A 24,226-nucleotide genomic window follows, 5' to 3' on the forward strand; every position below is an offset into this window, starting at 1 on the left:
GGATCGGATGGTAGAGCAAGAGCAGGGCACGGGCATCACAGTCGAGGCGTTGGCGCCCGAGTACCAGGCCCAGGCGCAGCAGTGGGCTGCGCAACTGGGTTTGCCGCTGAACGACGACAGCGCCGCCGTGGCGCTGCAGATCGGCGCGGACGGCCTGCAACTGCAGCAGCTCGGGGCGCAGGCGCCGGGGCCGGTGCGGGTCGACTTCGTTGAAGGTCAAGCCGCCCACCGGCGCCTGTTTGGCGGCGGCAGCGGGCAGATGATCGCCAAGGCGGTCGGCGTGGCCCAGGGCGTGCGCCCGCAGGTACTGGATGCCACTGCCGGCCTGGGCAAAGACGCCTTCGTGCTGGCCAGCCTCGGTTGCCAGATGACCCTGATCGAGCGCCAGCCGCTGGTTGCCGCGTTGCTTGCTGATGGCCTGCAACGCGCCCGCGACGACCATGAGGTCGGGCCCATCGTCGAGCGTATGCGCTTGCTGGTCGGCAATGCGATCGACACCATGCACGCCTGGCAAGGTGAGCCACCCCAGGTGATCTACCTCGACCCGATGTTTCCCCACCGAGAGAAGACCGCGCTGGTGAAAAAAGAGATGCGTGTGTTCCGCCCGCTGGTGGGCGACGACCTCGATGCCCCGGCATTGTTAGCTGCCGCGCTGGCACTGGCCAGCCATCGCGTAGTGGTCAAGCGCCCGCGCAAGGCGCCGATCATTGACGGGCCCAAGCCCAGCCACAGCCTGGAAGGCAAATCGAGCCGCTACGACATCTACCCGAAAAAAGCCCTCAAGGCCTAAGGCGCGTACGCCCGCACAAACAGCCCGACCACCTCGTGCACATGCGCCTCGGCCTCGTCGCCGACCAGTGGCGGCGCGCAGCCAAGCAGCAAACGGTAGTCCGGCGCACCTTTGATCAGGCAGAAAAAGTGCTCGGCAGCCCGCAACGGGCTATCGATCGCCAGCAGGCCGCGCTCGGCGGCATTGCGCAGCAGGGCTTCCATTTCGGCAAGGATCAACTTCGGCCCGGCTTCATAGAAGTACTGGCCAAAGCCCGGGTCCTGGCTGCCCAGCGCCATGATCAGGCGGCTCAGCTTGACCGACTCGTCGCTGCTGATCAGTGCGTGGAAGTTACGCGCGATATTCAGCAGTACCTGGTCGATCGGCACGCCATCGGGCAACTCGAAGATCAACTCCGGCAGTTGGCTTTGGCAGGTCGCCATCACCGCCGAGCCGAACAGGGTCTGCTTGTCGGTGAAATGGCTGTAGACCGTCAGTTTTGAAACACCTGCCGCCGTGGCGACCGCATCCATGCTGGTGTTGGCGTAGCCAAGGCTGAGGAACAGCGCTTTGGCAGCTTCAAGGATGGCCTCGCGTTTGGCCAGGTCCTTCGGCCGGCCAGGGCCGATGGGTGCGTCGTTTGGCATCAGGGTCTGCATCTTGGTGAACAGGCAGCCATCTTACCGGTTCAAGGGCGCTACGGCTGTAGTGGGCGATCAATCGTCAAGCCGCACCGTCAGGCTTGTAGCCCAGGCTGCGCATCAGATCATGAGCGACTTCGAAAAACATCGGCTCCAGGCTCTCGGCATAGTCCTCGGTCAACCGGCTGGCCGGCCCTGAAATCACCAGAGCACCCATCAGCTCCTGCTGCGCACCATAGATCGGCAATGCCACGGAAGCGGCATGCGGGTCGGTGGCGCCTTTGGAGAAGTAGGGTTTCTTCAGCGCGATGCCAACCTTGAACGGAGCGCGCAAGGCGTGAGCACCCGCCGCTTCGTCCATCGGGCGCATGTCGCCTGGCTGCAGATTCAGCCGCAGGCGGTGCGAAGAATTGATGCGGTACTGACACATGCGATAGGCACCGTGGCGCACATAGAACGACGCGGTTTCGCCCGATTGCTCAGCCAGATACTGCAAGCGCGGCAACACGTGGCTTTCGAGGTCGAGAGCCTCCTGATAGACCGTGTTCAGGCGCATCACTTCGCTCGCCAGCTGATAGCGTCCGTCAGCCATGCGATTAACGAAGCCGTGATTCTCCAGCGATACCATCAACCGCATTATCGTGCTCTTGATGAGTCCGGTGCGCTCGACCAGCTCTACCAGGGTCAGCGCACAATCGCCTATCTGAAACGCAGTCAACACGGTCAAAACACGGTCTGCCGATGCCACACCATTCACCGCAGGCCGCGGCCGCGCTTTAACCATCTGTGAATCCTCACACTCATTGAGGCCCTCGAGTCATACCCAAGGGCGGAAAACCGGATTATCCAACAACGGCCGGTGCTCGCCAACGTAACACGCGAAGTGGGCCTGATGAAAAGAGCCTGTCAGCGATGTCTGCACTGCTCGTCATCAGCAATGGCTGGCTGTTGTCGGGCTGGTGGGCTGGTGCTGGCGCAATCTATGTGCGTTTATGAAACGCTATTTCTTAATGGCAGTCATGCTCGCGCCAGCAAGCTCTGTTCAGCGCGAATATGTTGGGTTGTAAATCATCTTATCAACGAAATCCGTTTACCCTTCGTCTGTTTATGGTTTATTTTGAAATGGCGTTGCATTAAACCTACGAAAACAATAATCGGACGTTGAAACGTCCCCGGTCCTACAGGAGCGCCCATGAGCTTCTTCGCAGCCCCGCCCACTGTTGAAACCAGCGTCTTCACCCGCCTGCCCGATCACTTTCGCGATGCGCGTCCAACCGCGTGGGCCAACGCCAATCGCCAAGGTCGCGCCATCGACTCATTCCTTGAAGGACCTTCGTTTGATCGCCACGGTCGGCTGTATGTGACCGATATCCCCAACGGGCGGATTTTCCGCATTTCGCCACAAGGCGAATGGGAGCTGGTGTGTCAGTACGATGGCTGGCCGAATGGCCTGAAAATTCATCAGGATGGGCGCATTTTCATTACCGACTACAAGCGCGGGATCATGCTGTTCGACCCGGAAACCGGCGTGATCGAAACGCTGCTCGACTCGGCCGGCTCGGAAGGTTTCAAGGGCGTCAATGACCTGGTCTTCGCACCCAATGGCGACCTGTATTTCACTGATCAGGGCCAGACCGGCCTGCAGGATCCCAGCGGGCGGGTCTACAAGCTCGACGCGAGCGGCACGCTGACGTGTCTGCTGGGCACCATCCCCAGCCCCAATGGCATCGTCTATGACCCGCATCTCAATCATCTGCTGGTGGCCGTGACCCGCGCCCAGCAGATCTGGCGGATCCCGCTGGGCAACGGCTCCATCGTCGGCAAAGTGGGGGTTTTCGCTCAGTTGCATGGCGGTCTGGGTGGCCCTGACGGTCTCGCTCTGGACGCCGAGAGCAACCTGTACATCGCCCATACCGGGTTCGGCTCGATCTGGAAGCTGTCGAAGGTCGCCGAGCCGTTGCAGCGCATCGTCTCCTGCCGCGGCATCAGCAACACCAACCTGGCGTTTGGCGGCGACGACGGCCAGACCTTGTACATCACCGAATCGGAGACCGGCAGCATTTTGCAGGTGCGCACCAGCACGCCTGGGCTGGGGATGTATTCGCACAGCTGAAACACCGCCTGTCAGGGCACACAACAACTATAAAAGAGTGACGACATGACCCACGAAAACACCCCCGCCCAGGCGCCGCTCAGCGACGCCGAGGGCGACCGGCTGATGCGCCGCATCCTCTGGCGTTTGATACCGTTCATCTTCATCTGTTACGTGATCAGCTACCTGGACCGTACCAACGTCGGTTTTGCGGCGCTGAGCATGAACCAGGACCTCGGTTTGACTGCGACCATGTTCGGTTGGGCGGCAGGCCTGTTCTTCTTTGGCTATTTCCTGTTCGAAGTCCCCAGCAACCTGCTCATGCAGCGGTTTGGTGCGCGGGTATGGATTGCCCGGATCATGATCACCTGGGGGCTGATTTCCATGGCCACCGCGTTCGCCACAGGGCCGATCAGCTTCAGTATCGCGCGCTTCATGCTGGGGCTGGCCGAGGCCGGCTTCACTCCCGGGGTGTACTTGTTCTTTACCTACTGGTTCCCCGGCAAATGGCGGGCCAAGGCTACTGCAGCGTTCCTGCTGGGTATTCCGGTTGCCAACATCATCGGCTCGCCACTGTCCGGCTGGTTGATGGAGCAGCATGGTGTGTGGGGCCTGAAAAACTGGCAGCTGCTGCTGGTCACCGAATCGCTGCCCGCCGTGCTGTTGGGGATTGCCTGCCTGTTCGTGCTGGTGGATACGCCGGCCAAGGCGAAATGGCTCAGCGCGCGCGAGAAAGCCTGGCTGACCCAGCGCCTGTCCCAGGAGCAGCAGGCCATCGGCGGTGCCCACGGCAATACGTTGCGCAGCGCATTCACCAACCCCAAGGTGTTTACCCTGGCGGCGATCAACTTCTGCTGCATCGTTGGCTCGGTCGGTATCGGCATGTGGCTGCCGCAGATCATCAAGGGCCTGGGCATCGGCAGCGGTGTGGTCGGCTTCGTGGTGGCTTTGCCATACCTGCTTGGCGCGGTCGCCATGACCCTGTGGGCACGCCTGGCCAACCGCAGTGCGCATCGTTTGCCGTATGTGGTGAGCGCGCTGGCACTGGCTGCTGTAGCGCTGGTGACCGCGGCACTGATTGACCAGCCGGTATTGAAAATCGCCAGTCTGTGTGTGGCAGTCGCCAGCATCCTGTCATTCCAGGCCACGTTCTGGGCCATACCGTCGACCATCCTGACCGGCCGCGCCGCCGCTGGTGGTCTGGCAATGATTGTCTCGATCGGCAACCTGGGCGGCTTTACCGGGCCGTTCCTGATCGGCCTGATCAAGGACGCCACGAACAGCTTCAGCATGCCGTTCTTTGCCGTGGCATCGATCCTGCTGCTCGGCACCTGCCTGATGCTCTGGCTGGGCGACCCCGCCAAGCGGCAGGCATCTGACGGCCAGGGTCAGGCCGCCTGACAGCTCACTTGCGGCGACCCACGCTGTATTGCGCTATCAACGCCGTCACCAGCACAGCTCCGGCGACCCCCAGGGTCGCCGGAGCTCCCCAGCGTGCTGCGATCAAGCCCGCGGCCATGCCGCCCAGGGCCTCAAAACCGAAACGCATGGCGATATAGAAGGCGATCACCCGACCGCGCAAGTGGCCGGGTGCGTCGCTTTGCAGCTGCATGTTGGTGCTGACATTGCTCAAGGTGATGCCAAAGCCCAACAGCCCCAGCGCCAGCAAGGCCAGCGGCAGCGAACCCGCCAGCCACAGACCGATCAGCGCTACGGCGCACAGGAGGGCCCCGGCATTGGTGAACCGGCGCAGGCGCGGCAGGGTGCCGCCCACGGCAAGCACCAGCGTGGCGGCGAACGCGCCCGCGCCGGCAGCGCCCCACAACCAGCCAAGCACCCGCGCATCGCCCGCGAACACTGCTCGCGCCAGAATCGGCAGCAGCGCTGCGTAGCAGGACGCGAGCAGGTTGACCATGATCACATTGATCAGCAGCTGGCGCACATTGCGCGTCTGCCACATGTATGCCAGCCCTTCACGAAACACCTGTGTGGTGGAGCCGCTGGCCTTGGGGCTTTCAGTGCCGCGTACCTTCAGCAAGCCGCCGAGCAGGGCCAGGAAGGTTACGGCAGTGAGGGCGAAGCAGGCAGCTTCGCCGGCCAGGGCGATGAGCCCGCCGGCCAGCGGCGGGCCGACGAATCGCGCGGCGTTGATCAGCATGGCATTGAGCACGAGCGCATTCGGCAGGTCGGCCTTGTCGTCGACGAAGCTGCCGATCAGTGCCTGGCGCAGCGGCGTTTCCAGGGCATTGAGTACGCCGAGCAACAAGGCCATGACGGCGATGAACGGGCCATCGACCCACTCACGCCAGGTCGCTAGCGCCAGCACCAGCGACTGCACGATCAACAGACATTGCACGAAGATCAGCAGGCGACGCTTGTCGTGCCGGTCGATCCACGCGCCAGCCAACGGGCCGATGAGCAGTTGCGGCGCCAGCGAGAGAAAGGTGATCAACCCCAGGAGCACGGCGGAGCCGGTCAGGTGATAGGCCAGCCAGGCCAATGCGACCTGTTGTACCCATTTACCGAGTGTGGAGACGCCTTGGCCGGCGAAATAGATCTGAAAATTGCGATGCGCGAGTGCCCGCACGGCGGCGGGCCAGCGCTTGCGATGCGCTGATGGTGAATCGGACAAGTGTGCGAATCCTCAATAGACCCACCGCTCACACCGATCTTTCAGCTGCTGCGCACCCCATCGCAAGATACGCAGCCCATGATCAATCAGCCTGGCAGCAGGCAACCTTTGTTTTTCAAGGACGCCAGAACCCAGGAGCGGTCATTGGTGCCTCGGGCAATGTGTTCCATTTGTGCGGTTTCGGCAGCGTGCTTGGCAGTGGCGCGAGCGTAGACGTCAGCGACATGGTCATAGGGCACGCACAGCAGGCCATCGTCATCGCCAATCATCAGATCACCGGGCTCGATCACCATACCATCGATGGCGATCGGCACATTGATCTCGCCTGGGCCGTCCTTGTACGGGCCACGGTGCGAAATGCCTGCGGCGAACAACGGGAAATCACCCGCGCCGATGTTGGCCGCATCACGGATGGCACCATTGATGACGATACCGGCGACGCCGCGTTTGACCGCATAAGCCACCATCATCTCGCCGATCAGGGCGTTGCTCAGATCGCCGCCGGCATCGACCACGATGACGTCGCCTGGCTGAGCAATGTCGATGGCGTAATGCAGCATGAGGTTGTCACCAGGGCGGGCCTTGACGGTCAGGGCTGGACCGCACAGCACGCCTTCGCGGTGCATCGGACGCAGGCGGGCACCGCCAGCCGTCATCCGATTCATCGAGTCGCTGACGTTGGCGACCGGCACCTCACGGTAGCGTGCGACCCACTCATCCCCGACTTTGCGAGCGCGCTCAAGCACTTGGAAGCCAATGCTCATGTGACATACCTCTCTTGGATTTATTAGGTGTCATCGACTGCTGCCGAATCTGTTTTTAGAATGGCATTGCATTTAAACCTTAGCAATACATTTTTAGTCACCGTAACTGGGTGGGTTTTGACGGTTTTATAAACTTCTTGCAACGTCGTTTCATTATGCTAGTGTTCAGGCATGCCGCAGCCCAGCGGCAGACTGTCTCTGGACTGCCCCTACAAGAACAAGGTATCCACGATGTCTCGTACTATTCTGCTGACCGGCCCCGAGCTTGCCCTCGAGGCCATGAACCTCGCCGCCGAACAAGGCGTCAGAATCGTCCCCACCACGCCGTACCTGCCGGCGGACGAGCTGGAAGCCATCATTCGTGCTGAACAGCCCGATGCCATCGTGGTCCGCCAAGGCCAGATGACCCGCGCCATGATCGAGGCTTCGGATAACCTCAAGGTCATCGCCAAGCATGGCGTGGGTTACAACTCCATCGATATCCAGGCAGCTGCGGACCGCCGCATCCCGGTATCGATTGCGGTCGGCGCCAATGCCCAATCGGTAGCCGAGCTTGCCTTTGCCTTGATCTTCAGCGTGGCCCGGCAAACTGCGTTGCTGGATGCGCGCATGCGTGACGGCCATTGGGACAAGGCTTCTGCCAATGGCATCGAGCTGGCGGGCAAAACCCTGGGCTTGGTTGGCCTGGGCTCGATCGGTGGCATCCTGATGGATCTGGTGGCTCCGTTGCGGATGAAGGTCAAGGTGTTCGACCCTTACCTCAAGCAGTTGCCTGAGCGATCGCATGTCGAGCGCGAAGAGGACTTCGATCGCTTGCTGGCTGAGAGCGATATCATCAGCCTGCATTGCCCCCTGACCGACTCCAACCACAACCTGATCGGCGCCGCTCAGCTGGAGCGCATGCGCCCGAACGCGATCTTGATCAACACCGCCCGTGGCGAGTTGATCGACACCAAGGCACTGGTCAAGGCCCTCAGCGAACGGCGCATCGCCGGCGCTGGCCTGGACACCTTCAGCCCCGAGCCGCCACCGGCCGATAGCCCGCTCTGGGGGCTGCCTACCCTGGTCGCCACGCCGCATGTCGGTGCCAATACCAGCGAGGCGCGTGACCGCGTGGGGCTGGTAGCACTCCAACAGATTCTGGAGGTGTGGGCGGGTCAGGCGCTGGATCCGCGCTGCGTAGTCAACCGTCACCTGTTCGCCCACTGATTACATGTATCTGTGCGGTCCTCCCCTGAAGAGGGCCGCATCCGCCACGCTCCAGAAAAAAAACAATTGGAGAGCACCATGACTTCAACCACGTTCCAGCCCGATGAACTCGAACGCAGCACGATGCGTCGTGTCGCCTGGCGTCTGTTGCCATTCCTGATCATCTGCTACCTGATCGCGATCATCGATCGCGGCAACATCGGCATGGCTTCGCTGCAGATGAACGAGGACCTGCAGCTCACCGCGAAGATCTTCGGCTTCGCCAGCAGCCTGTTCTTCTTTGCCTACTTCCTGGTCGAAGTGCCCAGCAACCTGGCCATGCAACGCTATGGCGCACGGATCTGGATCGCTCGAATCATGATCACCTGGGGCCTGATCTCGGCAGGCACGGCCTTCGTCCAAGGCGCCAACTCCCTGTACGTGATGCGCTTTCTGCTTGGCGCCGCCGAGGCGGGCTTCTTCCCGGGGGTGCTGCTGTATCTCACCTATTGGCTGCCATCTGCCTACCGCGCGCGCATGGTTGCGTTGTTCATGGTGGCGATCCCTGCGGCCAACTTCATCGGTTCACCGTTGTCGGGCCTGCTGCTGAGTCTGGATGGCTGGATGGGCATGCGCGGCTGGCACTGGCTGTTCATTCTTGAAGGCATTCCAGCGGTACTGCTGGGCATCGCCTGTCTGTTCGTGCTGACCGACCGTCCCGAGCAGGCCAAATGGCTGAGTGACGAGCAACGCGGCTGGCTCATCCAGCGGCTGGCAGATGAAGCCTCGAAAAAGACGGCTATCGGCCACATTTCGCTATGGAAACTGCTGCGCCACAAAGACATCTGGGTGCTGGCACTTATCTATTCCGGCGCATCCGCCGCAGGCAGCACCATGAGTGTGTGGGCGCCGCAACTGCTGAAGACCTTTGGCCTGACTTCCATGGAAATCGGCCTGGTCAATGCCATTCCGTACGGTATTGCCTCGGTCTTGATGATCATCTGGGGGCGCAGCTCCGACCGTACCGGCGAGCGTCGCTGGCACACCGCGATGACCATGCTGTTGATCGCCGCAGGCTTGCTGATGACCTTGTTCACATCGTCCTTGCCGGCAACGGTGGTGATGCTGACCATGGTGTTGGTCGGGGCGTACTCGATGAAAGGCCCGTTCTGGGCGCTGGTATCGGGTTGGCTGTCCTCGTCAACCGCGGCTGCCGGGCTGGCAGCGGTGGGTGCCATGGCCAACCTGATTGGTGGCGGCATCATGGTCAACGTCTACGGGGCCATCCACGATGCCACAGGTAGCTACGCGCTGGCGCTCATGCCGTTGGCGGCGTTGTGTAGCGTGGCTGGCATCGCGGTCCTGGTAATCGGCCGCAAACGTCAACTCGAGAAACAGGCGGGCAGCGCGGTCGTCGCCAAGTAACTCACGTCAGCTGTGCTCCGATGCCCGCGTTTCTCACTGAGGAGCGTGGGCATTGTCGTTTTCCGGCATGCGTCATTGTGGCCGTAGCTGTAGCAGCGTTTGCGGAACAGCTGTAGATCCTGTTTGACTAGTCTGGCGTCACCCTGGCTGCTACTGCCGGCTTTGGCTCGCCTGGGGATTTGATTGGGGTCGCCTGTGGTCTGCGGGCTTATCCGGTTTTGTGGTGGGCTTAATGGCCCCTTTCGCCCTTACGGCGAGTCACTTTTTTGGCAAACCCCCAATAAAGTAACCAAAAAGGGCTTGGCTCCACATCCGGCCCCTGCGCTGCGGGGTTCCCTCGCTCCGGCCTCCTGAGTCGCCGGTGGATCAAGATCAACGGCACGCTTCGCTGCGCTGGCGCAGAGCGGGGCAGTATGGATTTCGCGATGGTGGTTGGCCGTTGGATTGCCGGTGCCGCTGCGCGACCCTTTCGCGACACAAGGCCGCTCCTACAGGGACCGCGATAATCTGGGCGGACGCGGTCGGCGTAGGAGCGGCCTTGTGTCGCGAAAGGGCTGCGCAGCAGCCCCGGCAATCTCAACTCTGATGAAAATGATCCAGCCACACCAATCCCGCTCTGCGCCAGCGCAGCGAGGCGTGCTCTTGATTTTGATCTTGATCTACCAGCGACCTCAGGAGGCCGAACGCAGGCATTGCGAAGGGAGGTGCCGGCCATGGATGGCCGGCAAGCGCTGCGGGCCAGGATGGCCCGTTCAGCGCGGTCCTCCCGGGAGCAATGCCGGAGTGAGGGAACCCCGAAGCGCAGCGCAGGGGCCGTATGTGGGAGCGAGCCCTTTTTTGGTTACTTTTTTGGGGCGTTTGCCAAAAAAGTGACTCGCCGTAAAGGCGAAAGGGGCCGGAACCATCTACTAATGAACTGGATAACACCATCATCTCAACGCCGCAACCCCGGCCCGCGCCGCCAGATGTCCAGCATCCACATACACTAATCACCACCCAATAATTTCTACCTGCCCCCGACTTCCCGCCACCGCACAGCTGATTTAATATACTCGCCAGTATAAATATTAGAACTGCCTCACACGGACGGTCCCCCATCATGTTGCGTAATGCCTGGTCAATTGCTTTGCCCGCCGCTGCAGCCTTGCTGCTGGCCGCCTGTGGTCAGGAGGCCGCGCCGCCCGCCGCGCCGCGTCCGGCCCTGGTGGTGCAGCCGCAGCCGGCCAGCGCTGCCGCCGACAGCTATCCTGGCGAAGTGCGCGCCCGCTTCGAGCCTGAGCTGGCCTTCCGCATTGGCGGCAAAGTCAGCAAACGTCTGGTTGAAGAGGGCCAGCGGGTCAAGGCTGATCAGCCACTGGCCGAACTCGACCCACAGGATGTACGCCTGCAATTGCAAGCCAACCGTGCCCAGCTCGCCGCCGCGCAGGCCAACCTGGCGCTGGTGCAGACCGAACGTGAGCGTTATCAGAAACTGCTCGACCGGCAGATGGTCAGTCGCTCGCAGTTCGACAATGCCGAAAACCTTTACCGCGCAGGCCTCGCCCGCCTCAAGCAGGCGCAGGCCGAGGCTGACGTGGCCGGCAACCAGGCCGACTACGCAGTGCTGCGTGCGCCGCAGGCAGGGGTGATTTCCAAGCGTCAGGTCGAGGTCGGCCAGGTTGTCGCAGCAGGGCAGACGGTGTTTACCCTGGCAGCAGATGGCGAACGTGAAGTGGTCATCGGCCTGCCTGAGCAGCAGTTCGCGCGCTTTGCCGTCGGCCAGGCCGTCAGTGTCGAACTGTGGTCGCAGCCCAATCAGCGTTACCCCGCGCGCATTCGCGAACTGTCCCCGGCAGCCGATCCGCGCTCGCGGACCTTTGCCGCACGCATCGCCTTTGACTCGAGCAAGGCCCCTGCTGAGCTGGGCCAAAGCGCCCGGGTATTCGTTGCCCATGAAGGCCAGCCGGCATTGGCGCTGCCGTTGTCGGCGGTAACCGCCGAGCAGGGCCAGGCCTATGTGTGGCGGGTAGACAAGGACAAACGCCTGCAGCGCGTTGCGGTGCGCCTGGGTGCCTACGGCGCCGACAGCGTGCCGGTGCTTGAAGGGCTGGCGCCGGGTGACTGGATTGTCGCGGCCGGTGGTCATGTATTGCGCGAGGGCCAACAGGTGCGGCCGGTCGACCGCAGTAATCGTGATGTGGATCTGGCGGCCAAGGAGTAAGTCCCGATGGGTTTCAACCTTTCCGCCTGGGCGCTGCGCAATCGCCAGATCGTACTGTTCCTGATGATCCTGCTGGCCGCGATTGGTGCGATGTCCTACACCAAGCTGGGGCAGAGCGAGGATCCGCCGTTTACCTTCAAGGCCATGGTGATCCGTACCATCTGGCCGGGCGCGAGCGCCGAAGAGGTGTCGCGTCAGGTTACCGAGCGCATCGAAAAGAAGCTGATGGAAACCGGCGAGTACGAAAAGATCGTCTCGTTCTCGCGCCCAGGCGAGTCGCAGGTCACCTTCATGGCCCGCGACTCGTTGCACTCCAAGGACATCCCCGAGCTGTGGTACCAGATCCGCAAGAAGGTCGCGGATATCCGCCACACCTTGCCGCCGGAGATCCAGGGGCCGTTCTTCAATGACGAGTTCGGCACCACTTTCGGCAATATCTATGCGTTGTCTGGCGAAGGTTTTGACTACGCCGTGCTCAAGGATTACGCCGACCGCATCCAGATCCAGCTACAACGGGTCAAGGATGTCGGCAAGGTCGAGCTGATCGGCCTGCAGGATGAAAAGATCTGGATCGAGCTGTCCAACCTTAAGCTGGCTACCCTTGGCGTACCGCTGGCAGCCGTGCAGCAGGCGCTGCAAGAGCAGAATGCGGTGAGCAGCGCGGGCTTCTTCGAGACCCCGAGCGAACGCCTGCAACTGCGCGTCAGTGGCCGCTTCGACAGTGTCGAGCAGATCCGCCAATTCCCGATCCGGGTCGGCGAGCGCACCTTCCGTATCGGCGATGTCGCCGAGGTGCACCGTGGCTTCAACGACCCGCCGGCGCCGCGCATGCGCTTCATGGGTGAAGACGCCATCGGCCTAGCCGTGGCGATGAAGGACGGCGGCGATATTCTGGTGCTGGGCAAGGCCTTGGAGGTCGAGTTCGCTCGGCTGGCACACAACCTGCCGGCCGGCATGGAGCTGCGCAAGGTGTCCGACCAGCCGGCGGCGGTCAAGGCCGGGGTCGGTGAGTTCGTGCAGGTGCTGGTCGAGGCGTTGGTGATCGTGCTGCTGGTGAGCTTCTTCTCGCTCGGCCTGCGGACCGGGCTGGTGGTGGCGCTGGCGATTCCGCTGGTGCTGGCAATGACCTTTGCCGCCATGCACTACTTCGGCATCGGCCTGCACAAGATTTCCCTCGGTGCGCTGGTCTTGGCCCTGGGCCTGCTGGTCGACGACGCGATCATTGCTGTGGAAATGATGGCGATCAAGATGGAGCAGGGCTACGACCGGCTCAAGGCGGCCAGTTATGCCTGGACCAGCACGGCGTTTCCGATGCTCACCGGCACCCTGATTACCGCGGCGGGCTTTTTGCCAATCGCCACGGCGGCCTCCAGTACCGGCGAATACACCCGCTCGATTTTCCAGGTGGTGACCATTGCCCTGCTGACCTCATGGGTCGCGGCGGTGCTGTTCGTGCCGTACCTGGGTGAGCGCTTGCTGCCGGATCTGGCCAAGCTGCATGCCGCGCGCGGCCACACTGACCCTTACGCGACGCCGTTCTATCAGCGCGTGCGGCGTGTGGTCGAGTGGTGCGTGCGCCGGCGCAAGACGGTGATCCTGCTGACCATCGCCGCGTTCGTCGGCAGCATCCTGCTGTTCCGTTTCGTGCCGCAGCAGTTCTTCCCGGCTTCGGGTCGGCCGGAGCTGATGATTGACCTGAAACTGGCCGAAGGCGCCTCGCTGAGTAATTCCGCCGAACAGGTCAAGCGCCTCGAAGGCCTGCTCAAGAACCAGGCCGGCATCGACAACTATGTGGCCTACATCGGCACCGGTTCGCCGCGCTTCTACCTGCCGCTGGACCAGCAATTGCCGGCTGCCAGTTTTGCCCAGTTCGTGGTGCTGGCCAAATCCCTGGAAGATCGCGAGGCGCTGCGTAGCTGGTTGATCGCGACCCTGGATGAGCAGTTCCCGCAATTGCGCTCACGGGTCACGCGCCTGGAAAACGGCCCGCCGGTCGGTTACCCGGTGCAGTTCCGGGTTACCGGCGAGCACATCGAGAAGGTCCGCGCGCTGGCCCGGGAAGTGGCAAGCAAGGTGCTGGAGAACCCGCACGTGGTGAACGTGCACCTGGACTGGGAAGAACCGAGCAAGGCGGTGTTCCTGCAAATTGACCAGGAACGTGCGCGGGCGCTGGGGGTGAGTACTGCCCAGTTGGCGAGCTTCCTGCGCAGCTCGCTGACCGGCAGTTCAGTCAGCCAGTTTCGCGAAGACAACGAACTGATCGAGATTCTGGTGCGCGGCACGGCCGAGGCGCGTGGCGACCTGGGTAACCTGGCCAGCCTTGCGGTACCGACCGATAACGGCCAGAGCGTGGCGCTGTCGCAGGTGGCAACCCTCGAATACGGCTTTGAGGAAGGCATCATCTGGCATCGTAATCGCCTGCCGACGGTGACCGTGCGCGCCGATATCTACGACAAGCAGCAGCCGGCAACGCTGGTCAAGCAAATCGAGCCATCGTTGCAGCAGGTGCGTGCCAGCCTGCCGGACGGCTATCTGCTTGAGGTCGGCGGCACCGTCGAGGACTCCGAGCGCGGGCAGAAGTCGGTCAATGCCGGCATGCCGCTGTTCATCGTGGTGGTGTTGAGCCTGTTGATGATCCAGCTGCGCAGCTTTTCGCGCACGGTGATGGTGTTCCTCACCGCACCGCTGGGGTTGATTGGGGTGACGCTGTTCCTGCTGATCTTCCGCCAGCCGTTCGGCTTTGTGGCCATGCTCGGCACCATTGCCCTGGCCGGGATGATCATGCGCAACTCGGTGATCCTGATCGATCAGATCGAGCAGGACATCGCTGCAGGCATGCAGCGCTGGCAAGCCATTATCGAGGCCACGGTGCGACGCTTCCGGCCAATCGTGCTGACGGCACTGGCCGCCGTGCTGGCGATGATTCCGCTGTCCCGCAGCGTGTTCTACGGGCCGATGGCGGTGGCGATCATGGGCGGATTGATCGTTGCCACGGTGCTGACGCTGCTATTCCTGCCGGCGCTGTATGCGGCATGGTTCAAGGTCAGGAAGGAAACGTAAGGGGCGCTTGGGCGCACCTGCTGCCAATCTGCAGCAGGCGCGCCCGCGAAGGGCCTCAAAGGGCGCCAAAGACTTTCTTGGCCAGGCTGGTAGCAGCCTGCGCCGGGTTCTGGCGAATGCTCTGCTCTTGCTTGGCAATCATCTCGAACAAGCCATCGAGGGCCTTCTCGGTAACGTAGCTTTCGACGTTGGCGCTCTTGCTGCTGCCCAGGCCCAGGGCCGAGGCTTGACCGGCAAAGCTGTTGTACTGCTGGACCACGCCGACCTTGTCGGTGGCAGCCTTGACGATCGGCAGGAACTTGGCGCGGATCTGCTCGCGGCTGCTCTTGTTCAGGTACTGCGTGGCGGAGTCCTCACCGCCGCTGAGGATGCCCTTGGCATCGGTCACGCTCATCTTCTTCACCGCATCGACGAGGATCGCCTGGGCCTGCGGCACGGCGGCTTCGGCGGCCTTGTTCATGCTGTCTTCCAGCGCTTGCACCTGGTCGCCCTTGCCGAACATCTTCATTGCCTTGGCGGCTTTGCCGAGGTTGCCTGGCAGCTCGATGCGCACATCAGGATTGTTGCTGAAGCCACCCGGGGTGCCGAGTTGCTTGATCGCCACTTGGGCGCCTTGGGTGAGGGCGTCTTTCAGGCCGCCGGTAGCGTCCTGCTGGCTAAGGTCGCCGAGCGACAGGGCCAGCGCACTGGCGGACAACAGCAGGCCAGCGCAGAGGCCGCCGAAGCGCAGGGAGGAGCGAATCATGGGGTATTCCTTATGACAGTGAATAGGTGCTGGGCTCAGCGAGCCGGATCGACTTTGATCCGCAGCGGCTGCTGGTCGCTGCCGTCGAGTGCGACGCTGTGCTGCTCGGTGCTGATGAACAGCAACTGGCCTTCATGCTCGATGCGGGCGCTGACCGCGTAGCGATGGCCCGGTTTGACCTGAGCGGGGTCATAACTCAGGTGGAACGGCAGCGGCACGTTGCCCTTGATCGGGCCAGCCTGGCTGGCTAGGGTTACGGCCGGGGCGTCCATCAGCGACACATCCTGCAGGCTGACGCTGAGCGTAGCGGCTGGCGGCAGGGCAATGCGCTGCAGGTAGAACACTTCGCCATCGAGGCTGGCCTGGGGTGCGGGGCTGTTGCTGGAGCAGGCTGCAAGCAGAGAGGCGCAGCACAGCATAAAGAGCTTTTTCATGGATTCTCCGTAGTCCTGGGGTCGGCTTGTGACCAACCCCGGGGACTGTAGCGGATTTTCCTGCCAAGGTCGCGGCAGTCGCGGCCAAGGGTTTGCACTCAGGTGGGGATTTGCTCCACACCTTCTATTTCGCGGTGCAGCGCCACCTGGCGAATCGACAGGCGCAGCTCGGCCGACAGCACGCGCTTGGCCACACCCTCGGCCAGTTCGCCGAGCTTGTCGTGATGGCTGAGCTTGCCGTTGCTGGCGGGCCGCAGCACGCCTTGCTGGAGCAAGGTCTGGATGAAGTGGCGGAACAGGCTCTTGTCGAAGAACTCCGGTGCATTCAGGCCATGCAGGATCGACAGGCGCTGGGCCATCATCACGCAGAGGTCTTCCAGTTCCTCGGCAGTGAGGGTCTGCTGGCCGTTGTTGACCAGCAGCGAGGTCGCCATGTAGTAGCGCTGCAGGGCCTGGGTGATGGTCCGCGAGAGCAGGGTCAGCAGCACGAACGCACGCGAACTCGGCGCCGGACGCAGATACACGCCGTTTTCCACCCGCAGCAGGCCCTGGGCAACCAGCGCTTCAAGCCAGTGATCAATGGTTTCGTCGAGCTGCTCGGGCGTCCAGCGCAGGAACAGCTCGGCTTGCAGGTACGGATACAATGCCTTGACGTACTGACCGATCAGCTCGCGGCTGATCCGCGAACTGCTCTGGAAGAAGCTCGCCAGCAGTGCCGGCAGGGCAAAGATGTGCAGCACGTTGTTGCGGTAATAGGTCATCAGCACCGCGTTGGCTTCATCCAGGTAGAGGATGCGGCCCATGGCATCATTCTGCTCGGACAGCAGGTTCATGCCTTTGACGTGGCTGATCAAGGCCATGCCATCGCCTTCAGGCAGGGTGGTATGCGCCGAATAGGGCACTTCACGCAGCAAGCTCAGGTACAGGTCGAGCACCCGCACCAGCGCGCTTTCGTCGAGCGCGTGACGGCTGGTCGAGAGCAAGGCCAGCGCGACCAGGTTGACCGGATTGACCGCCGCGGCCTCGTTGAGGTGGCGGGCCACGGTTTCGCCCAGGCGGTGGGTGGTGTCGTTGAGCCAGGCCGGGCGGAACTGCTCGCCGTGATCCTCCTCGCGCCAGCCTGGGCGCTGCTCATCAAGGAAGCCGGCCAGGCGGATCGGCTCACCGAAGTTGACCGACACCTGGCCGTAGCGCTGCTTGAGCGCGCCGATGACCTTGAAGATGTCGAAGATGGACTCTTTCTTCTTGCTCGCCCCACGCAATTCGCCCAGGTAGGTGCGGCCTTCAAGCACCCGTTCATAGCCGATGTACACCGGCACGAACACGATCGGTGTGCGCGACGAACGCAGGAAACTGCGCAGGGTAATCGCCAGCATGCCGGTGCGTGGCTGCAGCATGCGCCCGGTGCGCGAGCGGCCGCCTTCGACGAAGTATTCGACCGGGAAGCCCTTGGTGAACAGGGTGTGCAGGTATTCGTTGAACACCGCCGTATACAGCGGGTTGCCCTTGAACGTACGGCGCATGAAGAACGCCCCGCCACGGCGCAGCAGGCTGCCGATGACCGGCATGTTAAGGTTGATGCCCGCGGCTACGTGCGGTGGCGTCAGGCCGTTGCGAAACAGCAGGTAGGACAGCAACAGATAGTCGATGTGGCTGCGGTGGCAGGGCACATAGATCACCTCGTGACCCGGAGCGATGCCCTGCACCTGCTCGATGTTGTTGACCTTGATGCCGTCGTAGATCTTGTTCCAGAACCAGCTCAGCACCACCTCAAGAAAGCGGATCGCGGTGTAGGTGTAGTCCGAGGCAATTTCATTGCCGTAGCGCAGCGCGCGTGCCTCGGCTTTCGCCAGCGGAATCTGCTCGCGTTCGGCCTCCTCGGCGATAGCCTGGCGCACCTGCTGGTCGTGGATCAGGCCTTTGACCAGGTTGCGCCGGTGGGAAATGTCCGGGCCGATGACCGCGCTCTTGAGGTTGCGAAAGTGCACGCGCATCAGGCGCTGGGCCATACGCACGGTACGCGCGTGGCCCTTGTTGTGCTCGACCAGTTCGCGCAGGTGGATCGGCGCCGAGAACTGCACGCGGGTCTTGCGCCCGAGCATGATGATGGTCAGCACGCGACGCAGGCGCCCGGTGACCGCCCAGCTGTCGGCAAACAGCAGCTTCCAGGGGCTCGATTCACTGGCCGGGGTCTGCCCCCAGAACACGCTGACCGGGATGATCTGTGCGTCTTCTTCGGCATGCTGGCTGACCGCTTCGACCAGCCGCTCCAGGGTCGGTGGCGCGCCGCTTTTATCATGGCGGCCAAGCCAGTCTGGCTCCGGCGTCAGGTAGAAAAACGCCGCAGGCTCGTGCAGCGGGCCAACCACCACGGGCAGCACTGGCCGTGGCAGCCCCGCTTTGGTGCATTCGCGGTCGAGCACCGCCAGGTCGGTCAGCGACGGCGAGGGCAGGGCATAGAACACCGGGCGGCTGCGGTCGAGCTTGAGGGTCAGCGATGACTGATTGATGGTCTCGGAGCGTACCCACAGGTAAAGCACGCGGCGCAGGGCGCCGAAGATCAGGCGGCGCAGGGGGGAACGGGTCATGTGATGTGTGGGCCCTGAGAAGAATTTCGGATCGATTTGCAGTCAGTGAGTCTGCCGTATCTGCGCAAGTTCAGCAAAAAACTGCATTCAACCGGCCTGTCATGAATTTTCTTTGTTCTCTGTCATATACTCGGTCCGCCCTTTGCAGGATATTTCGGCAAGCGGCGTCGGCACGGGGAAGCCCCAGTGCCTGCAAGGCGATCTTCACAATAAAAAAACTGGAGTAGTTCAGATGTCGTCTCGTGAGACTGGGAATGTAAAGTGGTTCAACGATGCCAAGGGTTATGGCTTCATTCAGCGCGAAGATGGGGCCGATGTATTCGTCCACTATCGGGCGATTCGTGGTGAAGGGCATCGCTCGCTGGTCGAAGGGCAGCAGGTTGAATACAACCTCACCCAAGGCCAGAAAGGTCTCCAGGCCGAGGATGTAGTGGGCCTGTAAGCGCTGGTTGGCAAGCCTCAAGCTGCAAGTTGACCGTGGAACTTGCAGCCTGATGCGATTGCTCGTGTTACATCCCTCTCGCAGTCTTACTGCGTGCGCCAGGTGATTTCCTCTTCACCGTCGGCGCTGATGCGGACCCAACGGTCGGCATCTTCTTCCCCGTGTTCTTCGCTCCAGCTGCCCGGTGCACAACGTACTTCGACGCTGAGTGCGGCAAAGGCTGCGCGTGCGCAGGCAATGTCGTCTTCCCACGGGGTCTGGTCGCTTTCCAGATAGAGGCTGTTCCATTTCCCTACAGCCTTCGGTAACCAGGTCACCGGGATGTTACCGGCCTGGCATTTCCAGGTCAGGCCTTTCTGGGTCCATTCGGTGCACGGCCCCAAGGCCTCGACCAACCACTGGGCGATCTGCTTGTGGTCGACGTCGGTGTCCTTCAGGTAGATCTCGATATCAGGTTGACGCATAAAGGGCTCCGGTGTGCTCAGGATTGGCGCAGGAAATAGTCATAACGCACGGAAACGGTCACCTCGAACGGCGCGGCCTGGTCGATCACCAGCGCGCGCTTTTCAGCACTTGCTCGCCAGCCGTGCGGGGTCATCGCCAGCAGGTCGGCGCGCGCCTTGGGTGCGGCCAGGCTGAGGCGAAACTCGAGGGTTTCGCTGTGAGCATGGACCATCCCTGCCGGCACCAGTGCCAGGTGCTTGTCGTCAGCATACGGACGCACTTCATCGTAAAGCACCTCGCGCAGCTCCATCAGGTGACCGCTGGTCGGGCCGACCCGCATCAGGCCGCCGCCGGGGCTGAGCAGGCGCAAGGCCTCCTGCCAGTCGAGCGGGCTGAACACGCTGGCGATGAACTGGCAGCTGGCATCTGCCAGCGGCACGCGGGCCATGCTGGCGACCATCCAGGTCACCTGCGGCGCGCGCTTGCAGGCGCGTTTGACCGCCTCGCGGGAAATATCCAGGGCGTAACCCTGGGCTGCCGGCAGGGCATTGGCGAGTTGCGCGGTGTAATAACCTTCGCCGCAGCCAATATCCAGCCAGGCGCCGGGCTGGCGCTCGGCGGCGAGTTGCGCCAGGCGCTCGGCGACCGGGGCATAGTGGCCACCGTCGAGAAAGTCGCGGCGGGCCTCGACCATGGCCTGATTGTCACCTGGATCACGGCTGTTCTTGTGCTGCACCGGCAACAGGTTCAGATACCCCTGGCGAGCACGGTCGAAGCGATGCCCGGCGCTGCACGCGACACCGTTGTCCAGCGGCGCCAGGGCCGCCTGGCAAAGAGGGCAGATGAGCATCAGGCGAGCAACCGCACCAGGGTCTGGTAGTAGATCTCGGTCAGCAGGTCTAGATCGCTGGCCAGGATGCGTTCGTCGACCTGGTGAATAGTGGCGTTGACCGGGCCGAGCTCGACGACCTGAGTACCCATGGTGGCGATGAAGCGGCCGTCGGAGGTGCCGCCGCTGGTGGATGGCTGGGTGTCGCGGTCGGTGACGGCCTTGATGCTGGCCGCGACCGCGTCGAGCAGTTCACCCGGCTCGGTGAGGAATGGCAGGCCCGACAGCGCCCAATCGATCGACCAGTCCAGCTGATGCTTGTCGAGAATCGCCGCAACCCGCGCCTGCAGGCCTTCGACGGTCGACTCGGTGGAGAAGCGGAAGTTGAACAGCGCAGTCAGGTCGCCAGGCACGACGTTGGTCGCGCCGGTGCCGGAATTGAGGTTGGAGATCTGGAAGCTGGTCGGCGGGAAGAACGCATTGCCTTCGTCCCAATGCTCTGCTGCCAGTTCGGCCAGTGCTGGCGTCGCCAGGTGGATCGGGTTGCGCGCCAGGTGCGGATAGGCAACGTGGCCCTGTTTGCCGCGTACGGTCAGCTTGGCGCCGAGCGAGCCGCGGCGGCCGTTCTTGACCACGTCTCCGAGCAGGTTGGTGCTCGACGGCTCGCCGACGATGCACCAGTCAAGGCGCTCGTTGCGTGCGACCAGGCGCTCGACGACGGCTTTGGTGCCGTGATGAGCCGGGCCTTCTTCGTCGCTGGTGATAAGGAAGGCGACCTTGCCGCGGTGATTGGGGTAGTCGTGCACAAAGCGCTCGCTGGCCACCACCATCGACGCCAGGCTGCCCTTCATGTCGGCTGCGCCGCGGCCGCAGAGCATGCCATCGGCATCGATCAGTGCCTGGAACGGCTCATGCTGCCATTGCTGCACCGGGCCGGTCGGGACCACGTCGGTGTGGCCGGCAAAACACAACACCGGGCCGTCCTGGCTGCCATGGGTGGCCCAGAAGTTGTCGACGTCTTCAATGCGCATCGGTTCAAGCTGGAAGCCGACAGCGCCCAGGCGGTTCATCATCTGGGTCTGGCAGTCGGCATCGACCGGGGTCACCGAAGGGCGACGGATCAGGTCGCAGGCCAGTTGAAGGGTAGGCGAGAGCTCGGCGGGGGCCGTCATGGGGAACTCCGGGGCAAGGCAAGGACGAAAAAACAGGCGCGTTATCTTATATCAAATGCGCCCGCCGGGCACCTTCAGGGTGCCGGCGGGGTGGCGTTTGGGTCAGGCGGTGGTTGCTTGCGTGGCAGCGCTGGCCGGTTTGGGCAGCGACGACAGGAAGGCCATGATCAGCGCAGCCAGGTACGGCAGCGACTGCACCAGCAGCATGGCCACCCAGAAGCGCATGTCCGAGCTCGGCAAGCCCTGCACCAGGTAGATGCCGCCGGCAGCGCCCCACAGCAAGAGCATGATGAACAGCTCTTCGCGCGCCTCGGAAATCGCCACCAGCAAACCGTGGCTGTCGGCGTTCTTCGGCGTGCGGAAGAACGGCATGCTGCTGGTGAAGAAGCCGTACAGCACGGCCTTGGCAATCGTATGCGAAAGCGCCAGCCCGGCCAGGGCGGCAGCGAAGGCGTCCTTGAGATTGACGCCGACCGCACGCCGGTAGAGGAACAGGATCTTGCCGACCTTGAAGAAGAACAGCGCCAACGGCGGGATGGCAAAGATCATCAGCGGCGGATCGACCCGGTGCGGGACGATGATCATCGCTGCCGACCACAGCAGCGCGCCGACGGTGAAGAATATGTTCATGCCATCGGCGACCCACGGCAACCAGCCGGCGAGGAAGTGATAGCGCTGGCCGCGGGTCAGTTCACTGCCCTTGCCCTGGAGCAGCTCGCGGGCGTGGTGCTTGATGATCTGGATCGCGCCGTAGGCCCAGCGGAAGCGCTGCTTCTTGAAGTCGATGAACGTGTCGGGCATCAGGCCCTTGCCGTAGCTGTTGTGCGCGTAGGCGGCAGACAAGCCTTTTTCGAACACGCGCAGGCCCAGCTCGGCGTCTTCACAGATGCACCAGTCGGCCCAGCCGAGTTCTTCCAGTACCGAGCGCCGGGTCATGGTCATGGTGCCGTGCTGGATGATCGCGTCACGGTCGTTGCGGGTGACCATGCCGATGTGGAAGAAGCCTTTGTATTCGCTGTAGCAGAGCTTCTTGAAGGCGCTTTCGTGCTGGTCGCGGTAGTCCTGCGGCGACTGCACCACGGCGATTTTCGGGTCGGCGAAGTGCGGCACCATGTGCTTGAGCCAGTTGCGGTCGACGCAGTAGTCCGAGTCGATCACGGCAATCACTTCGGCGTCCTTGGCCGTGTGCGGCAACAGGTAGTTGAGTGCGCCACCCTTGAAGCCGGCCAGCGGCGCGACGTGGAAGAACTTGAAGCGCTCGCCGAGCAGCTCGCAGTGGGCCTTGAGCGGCTCCCACACGGCCGGGTCCTTGGTGTTGTTGTCGATCACCAACACTTCGTAGTCGGGGTAGTCGAGCGCGGCGAGGGCATCGAGGGTCTGTTTGACCATCTCCGGCGGCTCGTTGTAGCAAGGCACGTGCACCGATACTTTCGGCCGGTAGGCGCTGTCGCCTTGCACCGGCAGGAATTCGCGGCGGCGCTTGGCCGTCCACACCGTTTCGGCCAGTTCATGGGCTTCGGTCATCAACACGATGAACACACCAATCGCCCCCAGCGCCAGCAGGAAACCGACGATCAGGCTGAACCAGGTGCTGTATTGCTGGCTGTAGTCGTAGGCGATCCACACCAGCACCGAGCCGCAGAGGAAGGTGATGAAGGTGAGGAAGGTACGCCCGCGCTGGCGTAGCGCCGAGCCATCGATCAGTAGAATGGTCAGGGCGAGCATCGCCAGCACCACCGAAGCAACCGCCAGGGCGCGCCACTGCGGGATAGCTACCACCGGCCCTTCGAAGTTGAATTTCTGCTGGCGCTCGGCGTTGAAAACGCCCCAGTAGGCACCCACCGAGCCTTCATCGCTGGCCTTCCACGGTTGGTCATAGGCTTCGATGACGAAGTAGTTGTAGCCGCGTCTGTTCAGCGTATTGACCAGCGTGCGCAGGTAGATTGCCTGGTCGGCCTGGGTGGCATCGGCGCCGCCGCGCATACGGCCGTTGCTCGGCCAGCCAACCTCCGACAGCAGCAGCGGCTTGCGCGGGAACTGCTGCTTGAGCTCACGGGCGCGATCGAGCACGAACTCGACCGAATCCTGCATCGGCACAAACTCCCAGTACGGCAGGATGTGCGCGGCGATCAGGTCGACGTGGGGTGCAAGTTCCGGGGTTTCTTTCCAGATATGCCATTGTTCACTGGTGGTGACCGGCACTTTGACAGCAGCACGTACGCGATCCAGGTACTGGATCAGCGCCTCGGGCGTTACTTCCTTGCGGAACAACGCTTCGTTGCCCACCACCACCCGCACTACGCTGCGGGAGCTGTTGGCCAGCTCGATGGCCTTGCTGATCTCGCGCTCGTTGCGCTCAAGGTCCGGGCTGATCCAGATACCCAGGGTGACGCGCAGGCCGAATTCCTCAGCCAGCCGCGGGACTTCGGCCTGGGTGCCCTCGACGGTATAGATACGGATACTGTCGGTCAGCTTGCTCAGCTGCTCGAGGTCCTGGCGCATCTCCGCCTCGCTTGGGTACTGGCCCTTTTGCGGGCTTTCACCCAGCCGGAACGGCGAGTAGGAGAAACCGGAAATCTGCTCCGGCCAGGCCGGCGCGGACACCGGGCGGTTGATCAGCGCCCAGAACCCGGTGAACAGCGCGGCGATGACCAGCACCACTACCAGGTTGAGGCCGAATTTGCGTGATGACATAAGCGATTGTAGGTTCCGAAGAGGGGAGTGGGCGGGTGCCAGTTGGGGCTGCGTCCTACGCTAGGACAAGAACGCAGCAGTGCCAGTCAGCGCAGAGGGTGTAGCTC

Annotated in this window: 19 protein-coding genes; 8 read left to right on the forward strand and 11 right to left on the reverse strand. The window is 62.7% G+C overall.

Features of this window, described 5'->3' with window-relative positions; translation table 11 throughout:
- The first annotated feature begins 7 nt into the window (after positions 1-7).
- Complete coding sequence (locus ACQZ2L_RS04130; RefSeq protein WP_430324775.1) at positions 8-790, forward strand: class I SAM-dependent methyltransferase; 783 nt, start codon at positions 8-10, stop codon at positions 788-790.
- Here ACQZ2L_RS04130 and ACQZ2L_RS04135 read toward each other — a convergent pair.
- Complete coding sequence (locus ACQZ2L_RS04135; RefSeq protein WP_430324776.1) at positions 787-1,428, reverse strand: TetR/AcrR family transcriptional regulator; 642 nt, start codon at positions 1,426-1,428, stop codon at positions 787-789. The two genes, ACQZ2L_RS04130 and ACQZ2L_RS04135, sit on opposite strands and share 4 nt — an antisense overlap.
- A 64-nt stretch (positions 1,429-1,492) precedes the next feature.
- On the reverse strand, positions 1,493-2,194 hold the full coding sequence (locus tag ACQZ2L_RS04140) for an IclR family transcriptional regulator (protein WP_430324778.1): 702 nt from the start codon (positions 2,192-2,194) through the stop codon (positions 1,493-1,495).
- A 408-nt stretch (positions 2,195-2,602) separates the two neighbouring features.
- On the opposite strand from ACQZ2L_RS04140, the gene ACQZ2L_RS04145 reads away from it, so the two are divergent.
- On the forward strand, positions 2,603-3,523 hold the full coding sequence (locus ACQZ2L_RS04145) for an SMP-30/gluconolactonase/LRE family protein (RefSeq protein ID WP_430324779.1): 921 nt from the start codon (positions 2,603-2,605) through the stop codon (positions 3,521-3,523).
- 45 nt (positions 3,524-3,568) lie between these two features.
- Positions 3,569-4,903 (forward strand): MFS transporter, encoded by a 1,335-nt coding sequence (locus tag ACQZ2L_RS04150; protein WP_430324780.1) that lies wholly within the window; start codon positions 3,569-3,571, stop codon positions 4,901-4,903.
- A 4-nt stretch (positions 4,904-4,907) separates the two neighbouring features.
- Here ACQZ2L_RS04150 and ACQZ2L_RS04155 read toward each other — a convergent pair whose 3' ends face one another.
- Positions 4,908-6,089, reverse strand: a complete 1,182-nt coding sequence (locus ACQZ2L_RS04155) for an MFS transporter (RefSeq protein WP_430325153.1) — start codon at positions 6,087-6,089, stop codon at positions 4,908-4,910.
- A 131-nt stretch (positions 6,090-6,220) separates the two neighbouring features.
- Positions 6,221-6,898, reverse strand: coding sequence for an RraA family protein (locus ACQZ2L_RS04160; protein WP_430324781.1), 678 nt, complete (start codon positions 6,896-6,898; stop codon positions 6,221-6,223).
- Between the two features lie 231 nt (positions 6,899-7,129).
- Here ACQZ2L_RS04160 and ACQZ2L_RS04165 point away from each other — a divergent pair, with 231 nt between their 5' ends.
- The 4 genes from ACQZ2L_RS04165 (at position 7,130) to ACQZ2L_RS04180 (ending at position 14,771) form a co-directional block, all read left to right on the forward strand.
- A complete protein-coding gene (locus ACQZ2L_RS04165) occupies positions 7,130-8,107 on the forward strand; it encodes a hydroxyacid dehydrogenase (protein ID WP_430324782.1) in 978 nt (325 codons plus the stop codon).
- 78 nt (positions 8,108-8,185) lie between these two features.
- Positions 8,186-9,511 carry an MFS transporter gene (locus tag ACQZ2L_RS04170; RefSeq protein ID WP_430324783.1) on the forward strand — a complete coding sequence of 442 codons (1,326 nt, stop codon included), beginning with the start codon at positions 8,186-8,188 and terminating at the stop codon, positions 9,509-9,511.
- Between the two features lie 1,099 nt (positions 9,512-10,610).
- Entirely contained in the window at positions 10,611-11,711 is a 1,101-nt protein-coding gene (locus ACQZ2L_RS04175; RefSeq protein ID WP_430324784.1) for an efflux RND transporter periplasmic adaptor subunit, read from the forward strand.
- A gap of 6 nt (positions 11,712-11,717) precedes the next feature.
- Positions 11,718-14,771 (forward strand): efflux RND transporter permease subunit, encoded by a 3,054-nt coding sequence (locus ACQZ2L_RS04180; protein ID WP_430324785.1) that lies wholly within the window; start codon positions 11,718-11,720, stop codon positions 14,769-14,771.
- A gap of 55 nt (positions 14,772-14,826) precedes the next feature.
- Here ACQZ2L_RS04180 and ACQZ2L_RS04185 read toward each other — a convergent pair whose 3' ends face one another.
- From ACQZ2L_RS04185 to plsB, 3 genes are all read right to left on the reverse strand, one after another.
- Complete coding sequence (locus ACQZ2L_RS04185; RefSeq protein WP_430324786.1) at positions 14,827-15,516, reverse strand: DUF4197 domain-containing protein; 690 nt, start codon at positions 15,514-15,516, stop codon at positions 14,827-14,829.
- Positions 15,517-15,551: 35 nt separating this feature from the next.
- Positions 15,552-15,950, reverse strand: a complete 399-nt coding sequence (locus tag ACQZ2L_RS04190; protein ID WP_430324787.1) for a YbaY family lipoprotein — start codon at positions 15,948-15,950, stop codon at positions 15,552-15,554.
- A 98-nt stretch (positions 15,951-16,048) separates the two neighbouring features.
- Positions 16,049-18,538 (reverse strand): glycerol-3-phosphate 1-O-acyltransferase PlsB, encoded by a 2,490-nt coding sequence (gene plsB / locus ACQZ2L_RS04195; protein ID WP_430324788.1) that lies wholly within the window; start codon positions 18,536-18,538, stop codon positions 16,049-16,051.
- Positions 18,539-18,770: 232 nt separating this feature from the next.
- Here plsB and ACQZ2L_RS04200 point away from each other — a divergent pair, with 232 nt between their 5' ends.
- Positions 18,771-18,980, forward strand: a complete 210-nt coding sequence (locus ACQZ2L_RS04200; RefSeq protein ID WP_101317205.1) for a cold-shock protein — start codon at positions 18,771-18,773, stop codon at positions 18,978-18,980.
- Between the two features lie 86 nt (positions 18,981-19,066).
- On the opposite strand, the gene ACQZ2L_RS04205 is transcribed toward ACQZ2L_RS04200, so the two are convergent.
- From ACQZ2L_RS04205 to ACQZ2L_RS04220, 4 genes are all read right to left on the reverse strand, one after another.
- Positions 19,067-19,444, reverse strand: a complete 378-nt coding sequence (locus ACQZ2L_RS04205) for a hypothetical protein (RefSeq protein ID WP_430324789.1) — start codon at positions 19,442-19,444, stop codon at positions 19,067-19,069.
- A gap of 17 nt (positions 19,445-19,461) precedes the next feature.
- A complete protein-coding gene (locus ACQZ2L_RS04210; RefSeq protein ID WP_430324790.1) occupies positions 19,462-20,274 on the reverse strand; it encodes a putative RNA methyltransferase in 813 nt (270 codons plus the stop codon).
- A complete protein-coding gene (dapE, locus tag ACQZ2L_RS04215) occupies positions 20,274-21,425 on the reverse strand; it encodes a succinyl-diaminopimelate desuccinylase (RefSeq protein WP_430324791.1) in 1,152 nt (383 codons plus the stop codon). Before dapE ends, ACQZ2L_RS04210 begins: the two co-directional genes overlap by 1 nt.
- Positions 21,426-21,527: 102 nt before the next feature.
- Positions 21,528-24,119, reverse strand: coding sequence for a glycosyltransferase (locus ACQZ2L_RS04220; RefSeq protein WP_430324792.1), 2,592 nt, complete (start codon positions 24,117-24,119; stop codon positions 21,528-21,530).
- Between the last annotated feature and the right edge of the window lie 107 nt (positions 24,120-24,226).

Source organism: Pseudomonas shirazensis (assembly GCF_050496565.1).
Taxonomy (GTDB): domain Bacteria; phylum Pseudomonadota; class Gammaproteobacteria; order Pseudomonadales; family Pseudomonadaceae; genus Aquipseudomonas; species Aquipseudomonas shirazensis_A.